Genomic DNA, 16133 nt, shown 5'->3' with positions numbered 1-16133 from the left:
CAAACAGGAATCCTGCTTCCTATTCACTACTCGTCAACAATCGGGAGGGGACAGCAATGTCAAGGGAAATTTCGCGCCGCACCTTCATCAAGGGCGCAGCGGCAGCCGGTGTCGTCCTGGCAGCGGGATCGTACTTCACCTGGAATGGCCGGAACATACCGGAAAAAGTCCAGAAGGGTGATGTCACATACGATGTTCTGATCATCGGCAGCGGTGGTGCCGGCATGCGCGCCGCGCTCGCTGCAGCGGAGAACAAGGACCTCAAGGTTGCCGTGCTGACGAAGCTCGTGCCGACGCGTTCGGCCTCGACGATGGCACAGGGTGGCATGAACGGCGTCACGGGCGTCACGGACCCGAACGACAGCTTCGAGTCGCATGCCTTCGATACCATAAAGGGCGGCGACTACCTCTGCGACCAGGATGCCGTCGAGTACTTCGTCGAGCGCGCCGGCAAGAACATCTATGAGATGGACTACATGGGCTATCCCTACAACCGCCAGGATGACGGCCATTTCCATCAGCGCAAGATGGGCGGCCACGCCCATGCACGCGCCGCTTACTTCGAGGACCGCGCCGGCCACGCGATGGTCCACACGCTCTTTGAGCAGTGCCTTGCGCACGACATCGACTTCATCTCCGAGTGCCAGATGCTCGAGATCTCGATGGCGGGCGAGAAGAAGGACAAGCTCGCTGGCGTCGTCGCCATGGACATGCGCAGCGGCAACATCATCGGCATCCCCGCCAAGACCATCGTCATCGCGACGGGCGGCTACGGCCGCGCCTACTGGGTCCGCACGTCGAACCCGTACAGCTCGACGGGCGACGGCATCGTCGCCGGCATGAACGTCGGCATCCCGTTCAAGGACCCTGAGATGGTGCAGTTCCACCCGACGGGCCTTTCTGTCAACGGCGTCCTGCTCTCTGAGTCGAGCCGTGCTGAGGGCGCGCTGCTCGTCAACAAGGACGGCGAGCGCTTCATGAAGAAGTATGCGCCAGAGAAGATGGAACTTGCGACGCGCGACATCGTCGCCCGCGGCATCGCGACGGAGATCGAGCAGGGCCGCGGCATCGGCGAGGGTATCACGGCCGGCGTTTATCTCGACTTCACGAAGATCCCACCCGAGCGCATCCACCAGCGCCTCGGCCAGGTCGCAGACCTCGCGAAGCGCTTTGCCGGCGTTGACATCACGAAGGAGCCGGTCCTCATCAGCCCGACCTGCCACTACTCGATGGGTGGCCTCGAGATGGCCGACTTCCACACGGGCGAGACGCGCGTGCCGGGCATCTACACGGCCGGCGAGTGCAGCTGTGTCTCGGTCCACGGTGCCAACCGCCTCGGCGCCAACTCCCTCTCGGAGGTCCTCGTTTTCGGCCACACGGCCGGCGACGGCGCCGCAGCCTACGCCAAGGAGCACAAGTACGAGGGCAGCCAGGACCAGCTGACGAAGGACAGCAAGAAGTGGCTCGACTCCTTCGAAGAGGTCACCTCGCGCCCGCATGACGGCAATCGCACGGTGCCGGAAATCCGCGACGACATGGTCAAGACGATGTGGTTCAAGGCCGGCGTTTTCCGCAACGGCCCGGACCTCGAGGCAGCCGCCAAAGAGCTCTCCGTCCTCGAAGACCAGTACAAGAACTGCTACGTCGGCGACCAGTCGCACATCTACAATACGGCCTATGAGCAGTACATCGAGCTCGGCAACCTCCTGCAGATCTCGCAGGCCATCGTCCAGGGCGCCATTGCCCGCAAGGAGAGCCGCGGAGCGCACACGCGCCGCGACTTCCCGAAGCGCGACGACAAGAACTTCCTCAAGCACACGCTCGTATTCAAGGAGGACGGCAAGTACCGCTTTGAATACAAGGATGTCGTCGTCACGAAATATGAGCCGAAGGAAAGGAAGTATTGATCATGGCTACACTGAGAATCCATCGCTTCGTAGAAGGGCGCAAGTGGGTGCAGGACTACACGGTCGAGGTCACGAAGGGCATGACGGTCCTCGAGGCCTTGATCAGCATCAAGGAGCATCAGGATCCGACCCTTTCCTTCACATGCTCCTGCCGCTCGAGCATCTGCGGCGCTTGCGCCGTGCGCGTCAACGGCAATGCCGAGCTCTCTTGCGAGAAGCTCGTCGCTGACCTCATCGCGCGCTACCAGACCGAGACGCTGACAGTAGAGCCGCTCGGCAACTTCCGCGTCATCCGCGACCTCATCGTCGACTGGGATCCGAAGTACGCGCGCATTAAGAAAGTCAAGCCCGTCGTCCATCCGAAGGACGAGTTCAGCGCCGAAGATGGCTGCCGCCAGTCGCCGGCCGACTTCGACAAGTACAAGAAGTACGCCGGCTGCATCCTCTGCGGCTCGTGCGTCTCGGAGTGCAACAAGAACACGCTGAACCAGAAGGACTTCCTCGATCCGTTTGCCTTCGTCAAGGCAGAGCGCATCACGGCTGACTCGCGCGACAAGGACCCGAAGGAACACCTCAAGGCTGTCCTCGACGCCGGCCTCTGGCGCTGCTTCAACTGCCAGGAATGCACGGCGAAGTGCCCGAAGCATCTCGACCCGGCCGGTGCCATCGAGAAGCTCAAGGCCGCGACGTTCAAGTACCACCTCGACGACAATGTCGGCGCGCGCCACGCCAAGGCAATCTACGACGACATCCAGGAGTCGGGCACGCTCGACGAGTCGAAGCTCAACATCAAGTCGGAGGGCTTCTTCATGGCTGGCCTGCGTGCTCCGATGGCTCTGCGCCTCATGCATGTCGGCAAGATGAACCCGCTGGAGTCGCATCCGGTCAATCCGGAGGTCAAGACCATCGCAGCCATCGTCAAGGCGGCAGAGAAAGAGGAGGAGTAAGCGATGAAATTTGCATTTTTCCCGGGCTGTGTCCTCAAGGGGGCTGCAGCCGAAGCCTATACCTCCATGCAGAAGGTATGCGAAGCGCTCGGCATCGAGCTGGAGGAGATCCCGAACTGGACGTGCTGCGGCGCCTCGCACGCGCAGGGCGTCAATGACCTCGCGGCGCTCGCTGTCAATGCGCGCAATATCTCGATTGCCGAGAACATGGGCCTGCCCATCCTGACGGTCTGCAACACTTGCACGCTGCAGCTGCGCACGGCCAAGTACCGCCTCGACCACGATGCGGCGCTCAAGGACAAGGTCAATGCCATCCTCAAGGAGGCCGGCCATCCGTACGAGTACAAGGGCACGAGCGAAATCACGCACTTCCTCTGGGTACTCGATGACCATCCGGAGCTCTTCGAGGGCAAGGTCACGGACGCCCTGCAGGGCACGAAGATCGCCGCCTACTACGGCTGCCACATCCTGCGCCCGCAGGACATCATGAGCCATGAGGACGGCAAGTACCCAGAGTCGCTGGAGCGCCTTGTCCGCCGTCTCGGCGGCACGCCGGTCTGGTTCGACGCGCACCGCAAGTGCTGCGGTTTCCACGCCCAGCTCGCTGCCGAGCACGATGTGCTGACGGTCACGGGCCAGATCGTCGATAGCGCCGGCCGCGCCCATGCCGACCTCATCGTCACACCGTGCCCGCTCTGCCAGATGCAGCTCGACATGTACGAGCCGGAAGGCCGCCAGGCTGTCCAGTCGTCCGTCGAGATCCCAATCCTTCACCTGCAGCAGCTCATCGGCCTGGCGCTCGGCATGAGTAAGAAAGACATCGGCTTCGACCGCCATGTCTCGGCGCAGGAGAAACTCAAGATCGGCTGATCCCGCACCTATACTCACACCTATAAAACAACATCACACACAAAAAGGCATGCCCCGGATTCCGGGGCATGCCTTTTTGTGTGATATTACGATTATTTTGCGAGCAGCAGGCCGACGCGCTTCTTGACCTTCGTCAGCGTCTTGTTGGCGATGTAGGTCGCGCGCTCAGCACCTTTCTTCATCTCTTCTTCGAGGTAGCTGCGGTCCTGAATGAGACGCGCGAAGTTCTCGCGGATTGGGCGCAGCTCATCGGCGACGGCCTGCCCGACGGCAGCCTTGAAATCACCGTAGCCCTTGCCGGCAAATTCGGATTCGATTTCCTCCATGGTCTTGCCCGTGATGGCCGAGTAGATCGTCATGAGGTTGCTGACGCCCGGCTTTTTATCCGGGTCAAAGCGCACGCAGGCCTCGCTGTCCGTGACGGCGCTCTTGAATTTCTTGAGGATGGTCTTCTCATCATCGAGGATTGAGATCGTGGCCTTCGGGTTCGTGTCCGACTTGCTCATCTTGCTCGTCGGATCCTGCAGGCTCATGACACGCGCGCCGGCCTTCGGGAAGTAACCCTCCGGCAGCTTGAAGACCTCGCCGTACGTGTGGTTGAAGCGCGTGGCGACATCGCGCGTGAACTCGAGGTGCTGTGTCTGGTCAGCGCCGACCGGCACGTAATCCGCCTGATAGAGCAGGATGTCGCCTGCCATCAGGGCCGGATACGTGAAGAGGCCGGCATTGATGTTGTCCGGATGCTTGGCCGACTTGTCCTTGAACTGCGTCATGCGCGAGAGCTCGCCGAACTGCGAGCAGCAGTCCATGATCCAGCCCATCTCGGCGTGGCACTTGTTGTGGCTCTGTACAAAGACAAGGCTCTTCTCGGTGTCGATGCCGCAGGCGAGCAGCAGGGCGAAGGCCTCGCGCGTCTGCTGGCGGCGTTTCTGCGGGTCAATGTGGATGGTCATGGAATGCAGGTCGGCGATGAAGTAGTAGCAGTTGTAGTCCTCCTGCATCTTCTTCCAGCTGCGGACTGCGCCGAGGTAGTTGCCGAGCGTGAAGACGCCCGTCGGCTGGATGCCGGAGAGGATGATTTTCTTGGTTTCGTTTTCCATGGTGAAGCTTCCTTTCTGTTCATCGGCTCAGCTGTCAGGAAAACAAAAATCCCTGACAGTATCTCTTATACTGCCAGGGACGAAATTCTCGCGGTGCCACCCTGTTTCATGGACGAGCCATGCACTTAGCGGAGCACAGGCATGCTCCCGGCAACTGACGCGTGCCTGACGTCGCAGCCTACTGCTCCCGGACTATTCCCGAGAGGTTCAGTGCGCCCTCAGCGACCCATTTGCCAGACTGCATGCCATCCGGATCGCAGCTCCCCGGACTCTCTGCAGGCGCTCATCTGACGTTATCCTCGCTTCAACGGTTTCATATTGTCTCTACCATACCACTGCGGCCCCTGTCTGTCAAGCGGATGGAAGCGCATCAGAATCGGTACTCTTTTGGCACGGCATTATAGCTCGTGTGCAGGAGTTCGTGTGCCTTGCCCTGGCCCGGTTCGCCGAGGAAGTCGCGGTAGAGCACCTGCAGAACGGGATTCTCGTGCGACTTGCGGACAGGCAGATTCCGGTCAATCTCGTAGAGTGCCTGCATGCGCTTCTTCTTGACGGCGTTCGTCGTGCCGACGGGCTGGCCGCCGCCGCCGATGCAGCCGCCGGGGCAGGCCATGACCTCGATGAAGTCATAGGGCGAGATGCCCTTGCGGACCTGCTCCATGAGAATCTCCGCGTTCTTGAGCGTGTGCGCGATTGCGATGTGCAGCGTATGGCCGCCAATCTCGAGCGTGCACTCCTTGATGCCCTGGAAGCCGCGCGCCTCCTGGAAGTCGAGCCGCTCGAGCGTCTTGCCCGTCAGCTTGTCGCAGACCGTGCGCAGGGCGGCCTCCATGACGCCGCCCGTCGTGCCGAAAATCGCGCCGGCGCCCGAGGCCGTGCCGAGCGGGCTGTCGAAGTCCGTCTCAGGCAGCTGGCCGAAGGAGAGGCCGACGTATTTGATGAGCTTGATGAGCTCGCGCGTCGTCAGCACGATGTCGACATCCTGCCGGCCCTCGCGGCCCATCTCCGGGCGCGCAGCCTCGAACTTCTTCGCCGTGCACGGCATGACGGACACCGTCACGATGTCCTTGGGGTCGATGCCGGCCGCTTTCGGGTAGTACGTCTTGGCGACGGCGCCGAAGATGCTCATCGGCGATTTCGTCGAGGAGAGATGGGGCAGGCAGTCGCTGTAGTGCTTCTCGACGTAGCTGACCCAGCCCGGGCAGCACGAGGTCATCATCGGCAGCACCCCGCCATGCTGCAGGCGGTCGAGGAATTCCGTGCCTTCCTCCATGATCGTGAGGTCGGCGCCGAAGTTCGTGTCGAAGACCTTGTCAAAGCCGAGGAGGTGCAGCGCCGTGACCATCTGGCCTGTCACGATGGCGCCTGGCTCCATGCCGAAGGCATCGCCGAGGGAGACGCGTACCGACGGCGCGACCTGCACGATGACGTGCTTCTTCGGATCCTGCAGCGCGTCGAGCACTTTTTCCGTATCGTCTTTCTCGACGAGCGCGCCCGTCGGGCAGACGAGGCTGCACTGACCGCAGAGGATGCAGTCCGTCGTCTCCATCGGCTTGTTGTAGGCCGTCGTGACGATGATGTCGCTGCTGCGCCCCGCATACGTCAGCGCCGCGATGCCCTGCACATCCTTGCAGGCGCGGATGCAGCGGCCGCAGCGGATGCACTTCGACGGGTCACGCACGATGGCGGGATTCGTCACGATGCGCGGCTCCTCCTTGCAGACGGACGGCAGTGAGGAGTGCTGGATGTTGAAGCGGCTGCAGAGGCGCTGCAGATCGCAGTTCTGGTTGCGCGGGCAGGAGAGGCAGTCCTTGTGGTGATTGGCGAGCATGAGCTGCAGGATGGCGACCTGCGTGTCGCGTACAATCTGCGTGTCCGTGTGGACTTCCATGCCCTCCCAGACCTCTGTCGAGCAGGCCGCGAGCAAGCGGCGCTTGCCGACTACCTCGACGGAGCAGAGGCGGCAGCGCGCCTTGATGCGCTGGTCCTCGTGGTAGCAGAGATGCGGGATATCGATGCCGAGCTCCTGCGCCGCCTGCATGATCTTCGTGCCCTTGGGCACAGCGAGCGGGATGTTGTTGATGGTCAGGTGGACCATCTCTTGTTCTTGATTCGTCATTTTTGCAGTCTCCGTACTCATGCGCGCGCTCCTCCAATATCAAAGAGATCCGGGAAAACCTTCATGGCCGACATCAGCGTGTTCTGTGCCGTCTCGCCGAGGCCGCAGAGCGAGGACATGCTCATGACGCGGGCAATCTTGATCATGATGGCGATGTCCTCGCGCGTGGCCGTCCCCGCGGCCATCTTGTCGAGGATGATCTTGATGTGGAGATTGCCCTCACGGCACGGCGTGCACTGGCCGCAGCTTTCCTCCCAGAAGAATTCCTGATTCATGCGCAGGAAATCGAGCACGCTTGTGCGCTCGTCAATGACGAGCATGCCTCCTGAGCCGACCATGACGCCGGCTGCGCGCAGGTCCTCGTAGGTGTACGGCGTGTCGAGGATGGAAGCGTCCGCAATCTTGCCCGAGGCGCCGCCAAACTGGATCAGCTGGATCTTGCGGTCGTGCTGGATGCCGCCGGCGAGGTCGTAGAGGATCTCGCGCACCGTCGTGCCGAACGGGATCTCAAAGACGCCCGGGCGGTTGACATTGCCCGCCACGCTAATGAGCTTCGTGCCGATCGACTCTCCGCTGCCGCAGGAGGCGTAGACGCCCGCATCGTCGAGCAAGAGGTGCGGCACGAGCGACAGCGTCTCGACATTGTTGAGGCAGGTCGGGCGGGCGAAGACGCCGCTGACCTTGATGAACGGCGGCTTCATGCGCGGGCGGCCCGCCTTGCCCTCAATCGAGCGGATCAGGGCGGTGCCCTCGCCGCAGACGTAGGCGCCGGCGCCTGAGTAGAGGTGGATGTCGAAGTCAAAGCCGCGGCCGAGGATGTTCGTGCCGAGGAAGCCGTAGTTCTTCGCCTGGCGAATTGCGTTCAGGAGCAGCGGGCGGTAGCAGGCGTACTCCGCGCGCATGTAGATGAAGCCGTCCGAGGCGCCTACGACGTAGGCCGCGATGATCATGGCCTCGATGAGATTGAACGGGTCGTGGCAGATGAGCTCGCGGTCCTTGAACGTCGTCGTCTCGCCCTCGTCGGCATTGCAGATGACGACCTTGCGTTCGCCGCGGACGGCGCGCGCCTGCGACCACTTGCGGCCGAGCGGGTACTCCGCGCCGCCGCGCCCCTTGATCTTGACCTTCGTCAAGAGGTCTGTGATTTTCTCCGGGTCCATCGTCACCGCCTTGCGCAGCGCCTCGAAGCCGCCGACATTCATGTAGGAACCGATCGACGAAGTGTCGTACTTGCCGAAGTTCTTGGTCAGAAAATGTACTTGCATGTGTTAACCTCCTCCAGCTCAGGGCAGGGAGCGCAACAGCGCTTCAATCTTTTCCTGCGTGTCGAGATGGTCGTAGACGTGCCCGTTGATGCGCACGGCCGGTGCGCGGTCGCAGGCGCCGATGCAGGTGACCTGCTCGAGCGTGAAGCGCCCGTCATACGTCGTCTCGCCGAGTTTGATGTCGAGCAGCTGCTCGAGTGTCGAGATCAGGCGGTGCGAATCGACGCGATTGACGCGGCAGGCCGGCGAACAGCAGACCTGGATCGGATACTTCGCGCGCGGCACCGGCGAGAGCTCGCTGTAGAACTTCAGGCAGTCAAAGATATTCGTCACGCGCATCTTGAGGCGGTCCGCGATGTAGTAAGCCGTCGTCTCCGGCACATAGTGGCGCTCGTTTAGTGCCTGCACATCGAGCAGGATGCCGACAATCTGCGTCGGGTCGCAGTCGTGGGATTCAAGCACCAGATCGATGCGCTCCTGCAGCTCACTCGGCAGAGGATATTCCTTCGTCAAGGCAGTAAGCATAGTAACCCTCCTAAAAGGCAAAAAGGTAACATACCAATACACAGAGATAACATCCTCATTATAGCGTATTTTTATGCAAAAATAAATGGAAAGGTATCTTGGAAGTGTAGCCCGGCTTACAATTTTGTGGTATAATGTACTTGCCCGAAGGTGTCTTTGTAAATAAGACCAACATTGTGGGGGGATTGAATATGGCAATCAAGAACATTGAAATGGACCGTCGTGACAGTGCGAGCTATCGCAAGATGTTGAAACGAGGAGGTTTCCTTTCTGCAAGTTACTTGTCCGTCAGTGGCTTTGACGTCAATCAGCTCAAGAAACTAGCGAAACGCGGAGAGCTCGATGCCGTGCGCTGTGCAATCGGCAAATCCATCCGCTGGTACTACCGGGAACGGCAGGCCGAATCCGCTCACCTTCGTGGCTTGGCTTGAGCCAGGCCCGTGCCAGGAGGCACGCCCACCTCAGGCCAATTGAGGCAAAGACCGGTCATCCGGTCTATTTTTTTCTGCAAGATTTGCTTTTTGTTGTTACATTTAGGAGGGAATCTTTTGACCTGGTTCACACTCATCATGATCGTCATGGTCGTCTCCGTCATCGCCTGCCTTCTCTTCACGACGCGCTACCTCTTCTCCGGCAGATCATTGCGTCGGGTGCGCATCGTCATGCTGCTGTTCGACGCCATCGGCATGGGCTGGTTCATTGGCCGCGCCATCATCTACCATCTCATATCAGGGCCGAGCCTCATCATCGAGACGGTCATCGTCGGCTTCATGACGCAGCTCATCTGCACGGCCTTTGTTCTTGTAGCAGTCATCGTCCGCTTCTTCTGGCGCCGCATGATGGCCGTGCCCGTCGACGAGAGCCGCAGGCGCCTTCTCCGTCATGCAGCCGTCTATCCCGCCGTGGCCGCTGGTCTCAGCATTTACGGCGGCTTCTGGGAACGTGAGGCGACTGTCGAGCGCAACTTCACGATTCCAGTCAAAGGGCTCGGAGCGGGGGAGGGGTACCGCCTCGCGCAGATCAGCGACGTCCATCTCGGCAGTTTCTTTTCCGTCGCCGAACTCGATTCCCTGCTGCGCCGCATTGCCGCCCAAAAGCCCGATATGCTCACCGTCACCGGCGACCTCTTTGACGACGTGACGCAGAACGAAGAAGCTGCCAGGATTCTCGATCGCTACGCCGATGCATTTCCCGACGGCATCTGGTTTGCGTTCGGCAATCACGAGCACTTCCGCGGCATCGATACCATCCGCAAGTATCTAGCCAAAACGCGCATCAACGTCCTCATCAATGAGAGCCGCAAAGTGCCCGGCAAGAACCTCTACATGCTCGGCGTCGACTACCCGATGGACCGTCCCCATTTCGAGGCACAGCGCAAGAATTACATGCAACAGGCCATCGAGAATCTGCCCGAAAACGTCCCCTCTATCCTGCTCGCCCATCACCCCGAATACATCGACGACGGAGCCGCCCATAGCATCGCCCTGACCCTGACTGGCCACACCCACGGCAGCCAGTTCGGCATCCTCGGTCAGCCGCTCTTCCCCGTATTCAAATACACCCGCGGCCTCGTCAAACTCGGCGATTCCTACGGCTACGTCCACAGCGGCAACGGCAGCTGGTTCCCCTTCCGCCTCGGCTGCCCGCCGGAGATTGCGTACTTTACCTTGACAAATGCATAAGAAAGTACAAGAAAGCGAGCATCCTGTGAGTGGGGATGCTCGCTTTTATTGGGCTGTACCTATATGTTTACCATTAAACGCCTAGGTCAAGCGGCAAATCGGAAATGTCTTTGAGGCGCTTTCCTTCAATCAGGGTTTGAAGGAGTTGTTGGGTATCTTCTGCAGCTGGTGTCTCGGCGGCTAATTCATTGACGGTATCGACGAGCTCGTAGAGTGCGAAGTGGTAGAGACAGTCGATGTCACCAGTACCGAGCGCTAAGGAGGCAAGGCGGGATGGTGTTGGCTCGCCCGTGACGACGACGATATGAGGAAGGCTGCCCTTGCGATTGCGGATAAGATTCAAGGCTTCGGTACGACTGTTTTGGGCACGGTCGCTTCGCATCGTCCATTTTGCGGATACGGAGGCATGCAAGATTGGCTTGCCTCCATTTATTTTACGGATGGCGGCAGACTTTGCTGTATGGTCATCGACAATAGCTTCTGGTGTATTGAGCTCTTCGTCTGTATAGAGATCACGATAGACAATGATGTCCGGTGCTACCATGTAATCGTTGCCGAGAGCGGCAGATAAATGAGAATCTCTCTTGACTAGTGCGTTGAGATAGGCCAGGTGCTCGTACTGTGCAAAGTCTGAGGTCTTGATGGCGTTCTTATTGCCGAGTTTCAGGATATGCCAGTTGCCTGGACGGATATGTTGCAGTTTTGGAAAGGTTGAACGCAAGAATTCCATAGTCTTCTCTTCAAAGATGCTGCCGCTTGTCTGCCCCTGGGCCTTCTGGCGTTTCATATAGGTTGTAGGTTGTTCCTGGGCAATGTCCGCGTGCAGGGTAACTTCCTGCAAGATTCTCTGGTGGATTCCTTGTGCGAGTTGTACGGATAGCTTGTTGCTCCGGTCTGCGTTGGACGGTATGCCACCTGCATCGACAGAAAGAATTGTGTCCAAGAGTTGCTTATGAAATATACTCCTCTCGTGTGAGAGTAAAACCTTGCTTACTGGCATAGAGGGCCTCCTTTATCTTTTCTCCTACTGCCTTTGCGACAGGGGGTGGGAATGCATTGCCAATCATGCGACAAGCACGTGTTTTGGTCTTGCCGAATACCCATGTATCGGGAAAACCCTGGATACGGGCAATCATGCGCGGAGTCAGCCGTGGCATGCCGGTAAATTCAGGATCAGGTGCCTTGTCCGCGATGCTCTTGCCTTCGACCTGCATCTCTGCCCAGGCACGACGGGCACGTGTAGGCCCCAGGTCCGGACCGCCATGCTTCTTGGAACCTCCGACGATGGTAGGTGCAATCTTGTCTGCCTGTTTTGCCCATTTCCTGGCACCTTTCCAGCCAGCTTCTGCCATGAGGTCTTGCAGGAGCGCGCCGACTGTCGGTGTCTGTTCAGGATGAGGCGCTGGATATGAAAATGTGAAACGGCCTGGCTCGTCATTGCGGATGCCGACAATGACAACCCGCGGCCGCAATTGTGAGACGCCGTAGTCGGACGCTTGCAGGAGCTTGATCTGCACGTCGTATCCCATGTGGGCGATGGAACGCAGTATGTATTCGCGGTATTCGCGGAATGACGGGTCAAGGAATCCACGTACGTTCTCCAGCATGATGGCTCGGGGCTCAATCTCGCGGACGAGACGCAGCGCCTCTGGGAAGAGGTCGCGCTCATCATCAGCGCCGAGTTGCTTGCCTGCAACAGAAAAAGGCGGACAAGGGACGCCGCCAGCGAACAGGTCGACGCCGTGATATGGCTTGCCGTCAAAATCATGGACATCTGCGCAGATTATAGGCCACTCTGGTCGATTCTCTTTTAAGATATCGCAGTATTCTTTTTCGTATTCTACTAATGCTACATGTACAAATCCCGCCATCGCCAGCCCGAGGGCCTGCCCGCCGGCACCTGCACAAATCTCGACACAAGTCAGCATAGTTACTCCTTTTGGTTCGTTCGTTGTCTATTTCTCCATTATATCATAAGATAGGCCTATGCGATATAAACGGCATTCAATCTGCAACTTGGCGTTGTCAAGACAGTTGCCTTGTGCGATAATGAAGAAAAAGTTGATTTTTTGAAAGGATCGGTCGTTATGCGCAAGGTACTTGTCGTGATTGATATGCAGAATGACTTCATCGATGGAGCGCTGGGGACGAAGGAGGCGCAGGTGATGCTGCCGCGGCTGGTGGAGAAGTTGGAGCGGGAGGAGGCGCTGCTGGTGTTTACGCAGGACACGCACGGCGCGGACTACCTTGAGACGCAGGAGGGGAAGAACCTGCCGGTGCCGCACTGCATCAAGCCGGAGAAGGGTTGGGAGATTGCGCCGTCGCTGAAGCCTTTTGTGGAGAAGGCGGCGGCTGTCGTGGAGAAGCCGACCTTTGGCTCGCTGGAGCTGCCGAAGGTCATCGCGGGGCTGGAGCCGGATGCGATTGAGCTTGTGGGGCTCTGCACGGACATCTGTGTGGTTGCGAATGCGATGATCCTCAAGGCGGCGTTCCCGGAGGTGCCTGTCTCTGTCGACGCGTCGTGCTGTGCTGGCGTGATGCCGCAGAGCCACGAGAATGCGTTGCAGGCGATGAAGATGTGCCAGGTTGTGGTCCACTGACCTGGTGACGAGCAGCTGGCGGGCGCAGAGATGGGCGATAGTACCTGGGACGCCAACAAGCGTGACAGATTGCCTGTTTTTTTGCTATACCTTTTACAAAGGAAGTGATACAGATGAAAAAGCAGAGTGGACAGGGAATCGTTGAATATGCGCTGATACTGGCCATGGTGGCAGGCATAGGCCTTTGTTTGTATTCTTCCAATGGGCAAGGCGGGCTGGCGGAATCCATCCGTTCTGTTTTCAATCAGACCGCAGAACTTCTGGGGAAGGAAAGCCTGTCCGTTGCGCAGTCTTCTAGTGAGATTATAGAAAGGCTGCATGATGGACGATTTGGTAAATTGACCGATTTACTTGGAGATCCACAGCAAAAGGGACAGGAGATAGAAATCTCATCTGACAGCGAGAAGGGACGGGAAATAGCCAGGAAGCTCAATATCCAGACAAAGGATGGGGATGGCTGGTATGTCAAGATTCACCCCAATGGTCACTATGTGGTGACTTATTATTCAGCTGTGGATAATAAAGGTACGACTTTCGATCAGCTGAAAGCTGCCTATAATAGAAATTCGGGGTACTACTATAATAAGGACGGAGAAAAAAACTCTAAGTATCCGCACACAATCTATGTGGATGAAGGAAATTATGATCCCCAGGGAAATGGGAAGACCTATTTTAAAACCACAGGCCATGTAGGTCCTTCGGCAGATGGGACAGGGATGAGCATCTATCCTGGCCGTTGGTGATATACTAAAGCCCTTGAGGTGGCATCCTTGTTGATTCAGGATGCATCTCAAGGGCTGTTGCTCACCAGATGGCCAGGATGAGTCCGCCTGCCGCGATCATCGCGATGGCACAGGCGTGGACAAGGCTGACTTTCTCGCCGAACAGGATGACGGCCAGGATGACGGCAAAGACGACGCTGAGCTTGTCGATCGGTGCGACCTTGGAGACGGGCCCGTACTTGAGTGCGAGGAAGTAGAAGAGCCACGAGGTTGCACCGGCGATGCCGCTCAGGGCGACGAAGAGCAGTCCCTTCTTGTCCTGCAGCACCTCTGCCATGTGCGAGAAGTTACCCTGCACGAAGACGACACCAATCAGGAACACCGCCATGATGACGGCGCGCACGGCTGTCGCGACGTTGCTGTCGATGCCCTGCAGGCCGACCTTGCCGAAGATGGAGACGAATGCCGCGCTGACGGCGGAGAGCAGTGCGTAGAAAAGCCATGGTTCCATGTCAATCATCCTTTCTTGTCTTGAAAATTATTATCTAAAAAATATGATTCTTATATGAATTATGATACAGTATCTGCCTGCAGATGGCAAGAGCGATTGTCGCCTGCCAAACGACCTCTGAGCGTCCCTCCTGTGTTAGACTGAGGACAGTCTGATACAGAAGATCATCGGGCATGGCAAGGTGGAGCTGATGGCGGCGGATTTTGGCCTGCCACGGTATAGGATCGGCGAGCATCTATGACGGCGCAAACTTCACATGTTTTTTGACACGATCCGGGCATCACTCTCTGCTATGATGGAGATGCGCAGAGAGGAGAGGATAATATGACAATCAAGGATTTCTTTTTTAAAGGCAAGAAGGGCACTGGCTCGAAGAAGCAGAAGAAGAGCATCAAGCCGACAGTCGAGGAGTTTGAGGCTCTGGGGCCGGATCCGTCGCCGAAAGCAGTGATGAAGCTGTTCTCGCGCTCGTACCATATCCTGAATGATGTGGAGCTGCAGAATGCGGACTACCCGCCGATGATGTTCGCGGAGTTCGACGATGGCGCGCAGACGCCGGATGAGCTACCGGGCGCGGTGGGCGAGTTTGGCCGCTGCGCGGACAATCCTATCCCGGTCAACGGGCCGACGGGGCAGGTCACGTATCTGTCACGGCTGCTGACGGCGGACACGGAGAGCCGCATGGCGTTCCACCGCCTCGGCTCGACAACGTCCCAGGTGCTCGACGCGATGGTGGACATCTTCGAGCTTGTCAGCGTCGACGGCACGCGCTACGACCGCCTCTACCTCGACATGTACCATCTGGGCCAGTCGCATAAGGCGCCGGAGGGCTACCGCCTCATCGGCGAGCTTACCGGCATCACCGGCACGAGCATCGGCAGCAGCCGTGACTTCCCGCTGCACATCGGGCAGGACGCCTTCGAGTACGCCTGCTCCATCTTCGGCGCGCCGGTCGTATCGTCGACGCTCAAGGACATGGACCTCGAGAAGGCGCGCGGTTTGGTCAAAGCTATGGAGAAATGGTAAACAAAAAGGAAGGGCTGATGAGCACTTCCTTTTTTGTGTATATGGGTGTAAGATTGTGGAACTCAGTGGGCGCTGCCGAGGAGGATCAGGCGGATGCCGAGCGCGAACATGGCGAGCGAGAGCAGCATGAGGATGACTTTCGACTTTGTCTTCTTGGAGAGTTTGGCGCCGATCTGGGCGCCGATGGCGGCGCCGATGGAGATGCAGATGGCGGGAATCCAGATGATGTGGTCGAGCATGAAGTGGCTGACGACGCCGAAGGCGGAGGAGCAGGCCAGCACGAAGTGGCTCGTGGCCGTCGCGACGTGGACGGGGAAACCGAGCAAGTAGATCATCAGCGGTACGTGGATGACGCCACCGCCGATGCCGAAGATGCTCGAGATGAAGCCGACGCCGAGGCTGGCGATGATGCCGAGCGTGCGGTTGTACTGGAAGTCTTCCGACACATCCATGGCGTTGGAGACTGGCTTATGGGTGGAGTTCCAGTACATGATGATGGACATCAGCAGCAGGAAGATGCCGAAGTAGAGGTCAAGCATCGTCGTGCTGAACTTGTTGACGATCCACGAGCCGAGCACGGCGCCGGGGAGCGTGGCGATGGCGAACGGGATGGCGGCGCTGAAGAGCACACGCTTCTGGCGGATGTAGGCAAGCGTGCCGCTCATGGCGTTGGCCATGACGACGACGAGCGAGGTGCCCGCAATCTGGGCCGCCGTGTGGAAGTAGGGGTAGACGCCGCCGTCCGACAGGAACAGGATGAAGATCGGCACGCAGATGAGGCCGCCGCCGATGCCGACGAGCGTGCCGAAGGTGCCGACACCGATGCCGAGCAGCAGGAACAAGAGGATATCCATGTGGG

The 16133-nt window shown here is 58.8% G+C and carries 16 protein-coding genes; 8 read left to right on the top strand and 8 right to left on the bottom strand.

Annotated features, from left to right (window positions below; translation table 11 throughout):
- Nucleotides 1-56 precede the first annotated feature (56 nt).
- Genes T518_RS01690 through T518_RS01680 form a run of 3 tightly spaced genes read left to right on the top strand, consistent with a single transcriptional unit; the run spans nt 57 to nt 3724 of the window.
- On the top strand, nt 57-1907 hold the full coding sequence (locus T518_RS01690) for an FAD-dependent oxidoreductase (protein WP_036374163.1): 1851 nt from the start codon (nt 57-59) through the stop codon (nt 1905-1907).
- Between the two features lie 2 nt (nt 1908-1909).
- Nucleotides 1910-2854, top strand: a complete 945-nt coding sequence (locus T518_RS01685; RefSeq protein ID WP_303696180.1) for a succinate dehydrogenase/fumarate reductase iron-sulfur subunit — start codon at nt 1910-1912, stop codon at nt 2852-2854.
- 3 nt (nt 2855-2857) lie between these two features.
- Nucleotides 2858-3724: a CoB--CoM heterodisulfide reductase iron-sulfur subunit B family protein gene (locus T518_RS01680; protein WP_036374160.1), complete on the top strand. Its 867-nt coding sequence runs from the start codon at nt 2858-2860 to the stop codon at nt 3722-3724.
- Nucleotides 3725-3816: 92 nt separating this feature from the next.
- Here the strand turns inward: T518_RS01680 and trpS are convergent, their stop codons facing one another.
- The 4 genes from trpS to T518_RS01660 all read right to left on the bottom strand — a co-directional run bounded on the left by trpS (nt 3817) and on the right by T518_RS01660 (nt 8733).
- Entirely contained in the window at nt 3817-4824 is a 1008-nt protein-coding gene (trpS, locus tag T518_RS01675; RefSeq protein WP_036374157.1) for a tryptophan--tRNA ligase, read from the bottom strand.
- Nucleotides 4825-5194: 370 nt separating this feature from the next.
- Nucleotides 5195-6964, bottom strand: coding sequence for an NADH-dependent [FeFe] hydrogenase, group A6 (locus tag T518_RS01670; protein ID WP_172674693.1), 1770 nt, complete (start codon nt 6962-6964; stop codon nt 5195-5197).
- A complete protein-coding gene (locus tag T518_RS01665; RefSeq protein WP_036374156.1) occupies nt 6961-8208 on the bottom strand; it encodes a complex I 51 kDa subunit family protein in 1248 nt (415 codons plus the stop codon). Before T518_RS01665 ends, T518_RS01670 begins: the two co-directional genes overlap by 4 nt.
- An 18-nt stretch (nt 8209-8226) precedes the next feature.
- Nucleotides 8227-8733 carry an NADH-quinone oxidoreductase subunit NuoE family protein gene (locus T518_RS01660; protein ID WP_036374152.1) on the bottom strand — a complete coding sequence of 169 codons (507 nt, stop codon included), beginning with the start codon at nt 8731-8733 and terminating at the stop codon, nt 8227-8229.
- Nucleotides 8734-8924: 191 nt separating this feature from the next.
- Here T518_RS01660 and T518_RS01655 point away from each other — a divergent pair, with 191 nt between their 5' ends.
- Together T518_RS01655 and T518_RS01650 are read left to right on the top strand one after the other, a co-directional pair.
- Nucleotides 8925-9164, top strand: coding sequence for a hypothetical protein (locus T518_RS01655; protein WP_005841398.1), 240 nt, complete (start codon nt 8925-8927; stop codon nt 9162-9164).
- Nucleotides 9165-9281: 117 nt separating this feature from the next.
- Nucleotides 9282-10415, top strand: coding sequence for a metallophosphoesterase (locus tag T518_RS01650; protein WP_244881825.1), 1134 nt, complete (start codon nt 9282-9284; stop codon nt 10413-10415).
- A gap of 73 nt (nt 10416-10488) precedes the next feature.
- Here the strand turns inward: T518_RS01650 and T518_RS01645 are convergent, their stop codons facing one another.
- Nucleotides 10489-11358, bottom strand: a complete 870-nt coding sequence (locus T518_RS01645) for an NgoMIV family type II restriction endonuclease (RefSeq protein WP_211248163.1) — start codon at nt 11356-11358, stop codon at nt 10489-10491.
- A 7-nt stretch (nt 11359-11365) separates the two neighbouring features.
- A complete protein-coding gene (locus T518_RS01640; RefSeq protein WP_036374489.1) occupies nt 11366-12343 on the bottom strand; it encodes a DNA cytosine methyltransferase in 978 nt (325 codons plus the stop codon).
- A gap of 159 nt (nt 12344-12502) precedes the next feature.
- Between T518_RS01640 and T518_RS01635 the strand changes: the two genes are divergently transcribed.
- Both T518_RS01635 and T518_RS01630 read left to right on the top strand, forming a co-directional pair.
- Nucleotides 12503-13015 carry a cysteine hydrolase family protein gene (locus T518_RS01635; RefSeq protein ID WP_036374146.1) on the top strand — a complete coding sequence of 171 codons (513 nt, stop codon included), beginning with the start codon at nt 12503-12505 and terminating at the stop codon, nt 13013-13015.
- Nucleotides 13016-13128: 113 nt separating this feature from the next.
- Nucleotides 13129-13758 (top strand): Flp family type IVb pilin, encoded by a 630-nt coding sequence (locus T518_RS01630; RefSeq protein ID WP_036374144.1) that lies wholly within the window; start codon nt 13129-13131, stop codon nt 13756-13758.
- 61 nt (nt 13759-13819) lie between these two features.
- Here T518_RS01630 and T518_RS01625 read toward each other — a convergent pair whose 3' ends face one another.
- On the bottom strand, nt 13820-14248 hold the full coding sequence (locus T518_RS01625) for an EamA family transporter (protein WP_036374141.1): 429 nt from the start codon (nt 14246-14248) through the stop codon (nt 13820-13822).
- Between the two features lie 324 nt (nt 14249-14572).
- Between T518_RS01625 and T518_RS11315 the strand changes: the two genes are divergently transcribed.
- On the top strand, nt 14573-15274 hold the full coding sequence (locus tag T518_RS11315; RefSeq protein WP_051652132.1) for a hypothetical protein: 702 nt from the start codon (nt 14573-14575) through the stop codon (nt 15272-15274).
- 62 nt (nt 15275-15336) lie between these two features.
- Here the strand turns inward: T518_RS11315 and T518_RS01610 are convergent, their stop codons facing one another.
- Entirely contained in the window at nt 15337-16128 is a 792-nt protein-coding gene (locus T518_RS01610) for a sulfite exporter TauE/SafE family protein (protein WP_036374136.1), read from the bottom strand.
- Between the last annotated feature and the right edge of the window lie 5 nt (nt 16129-16133).

Origin of the sequence: Mitsuokella jalaludinii DSM 13811, from assembly GCF_000702905.1 — a bacterium.
In the GTDB taxonomy this organism is placed as follows: domain Bacteria; phylum Bacillota; class Negativicutes; order Selenomonadales; family Selenomonadaceae; genus Mitsuokella; species Mitsuokella jalaludinii.
Note: the sequence above shows the minus strand (reverse complement) of the source record. Positions and strands in the feature narration are given on the sequence as shown.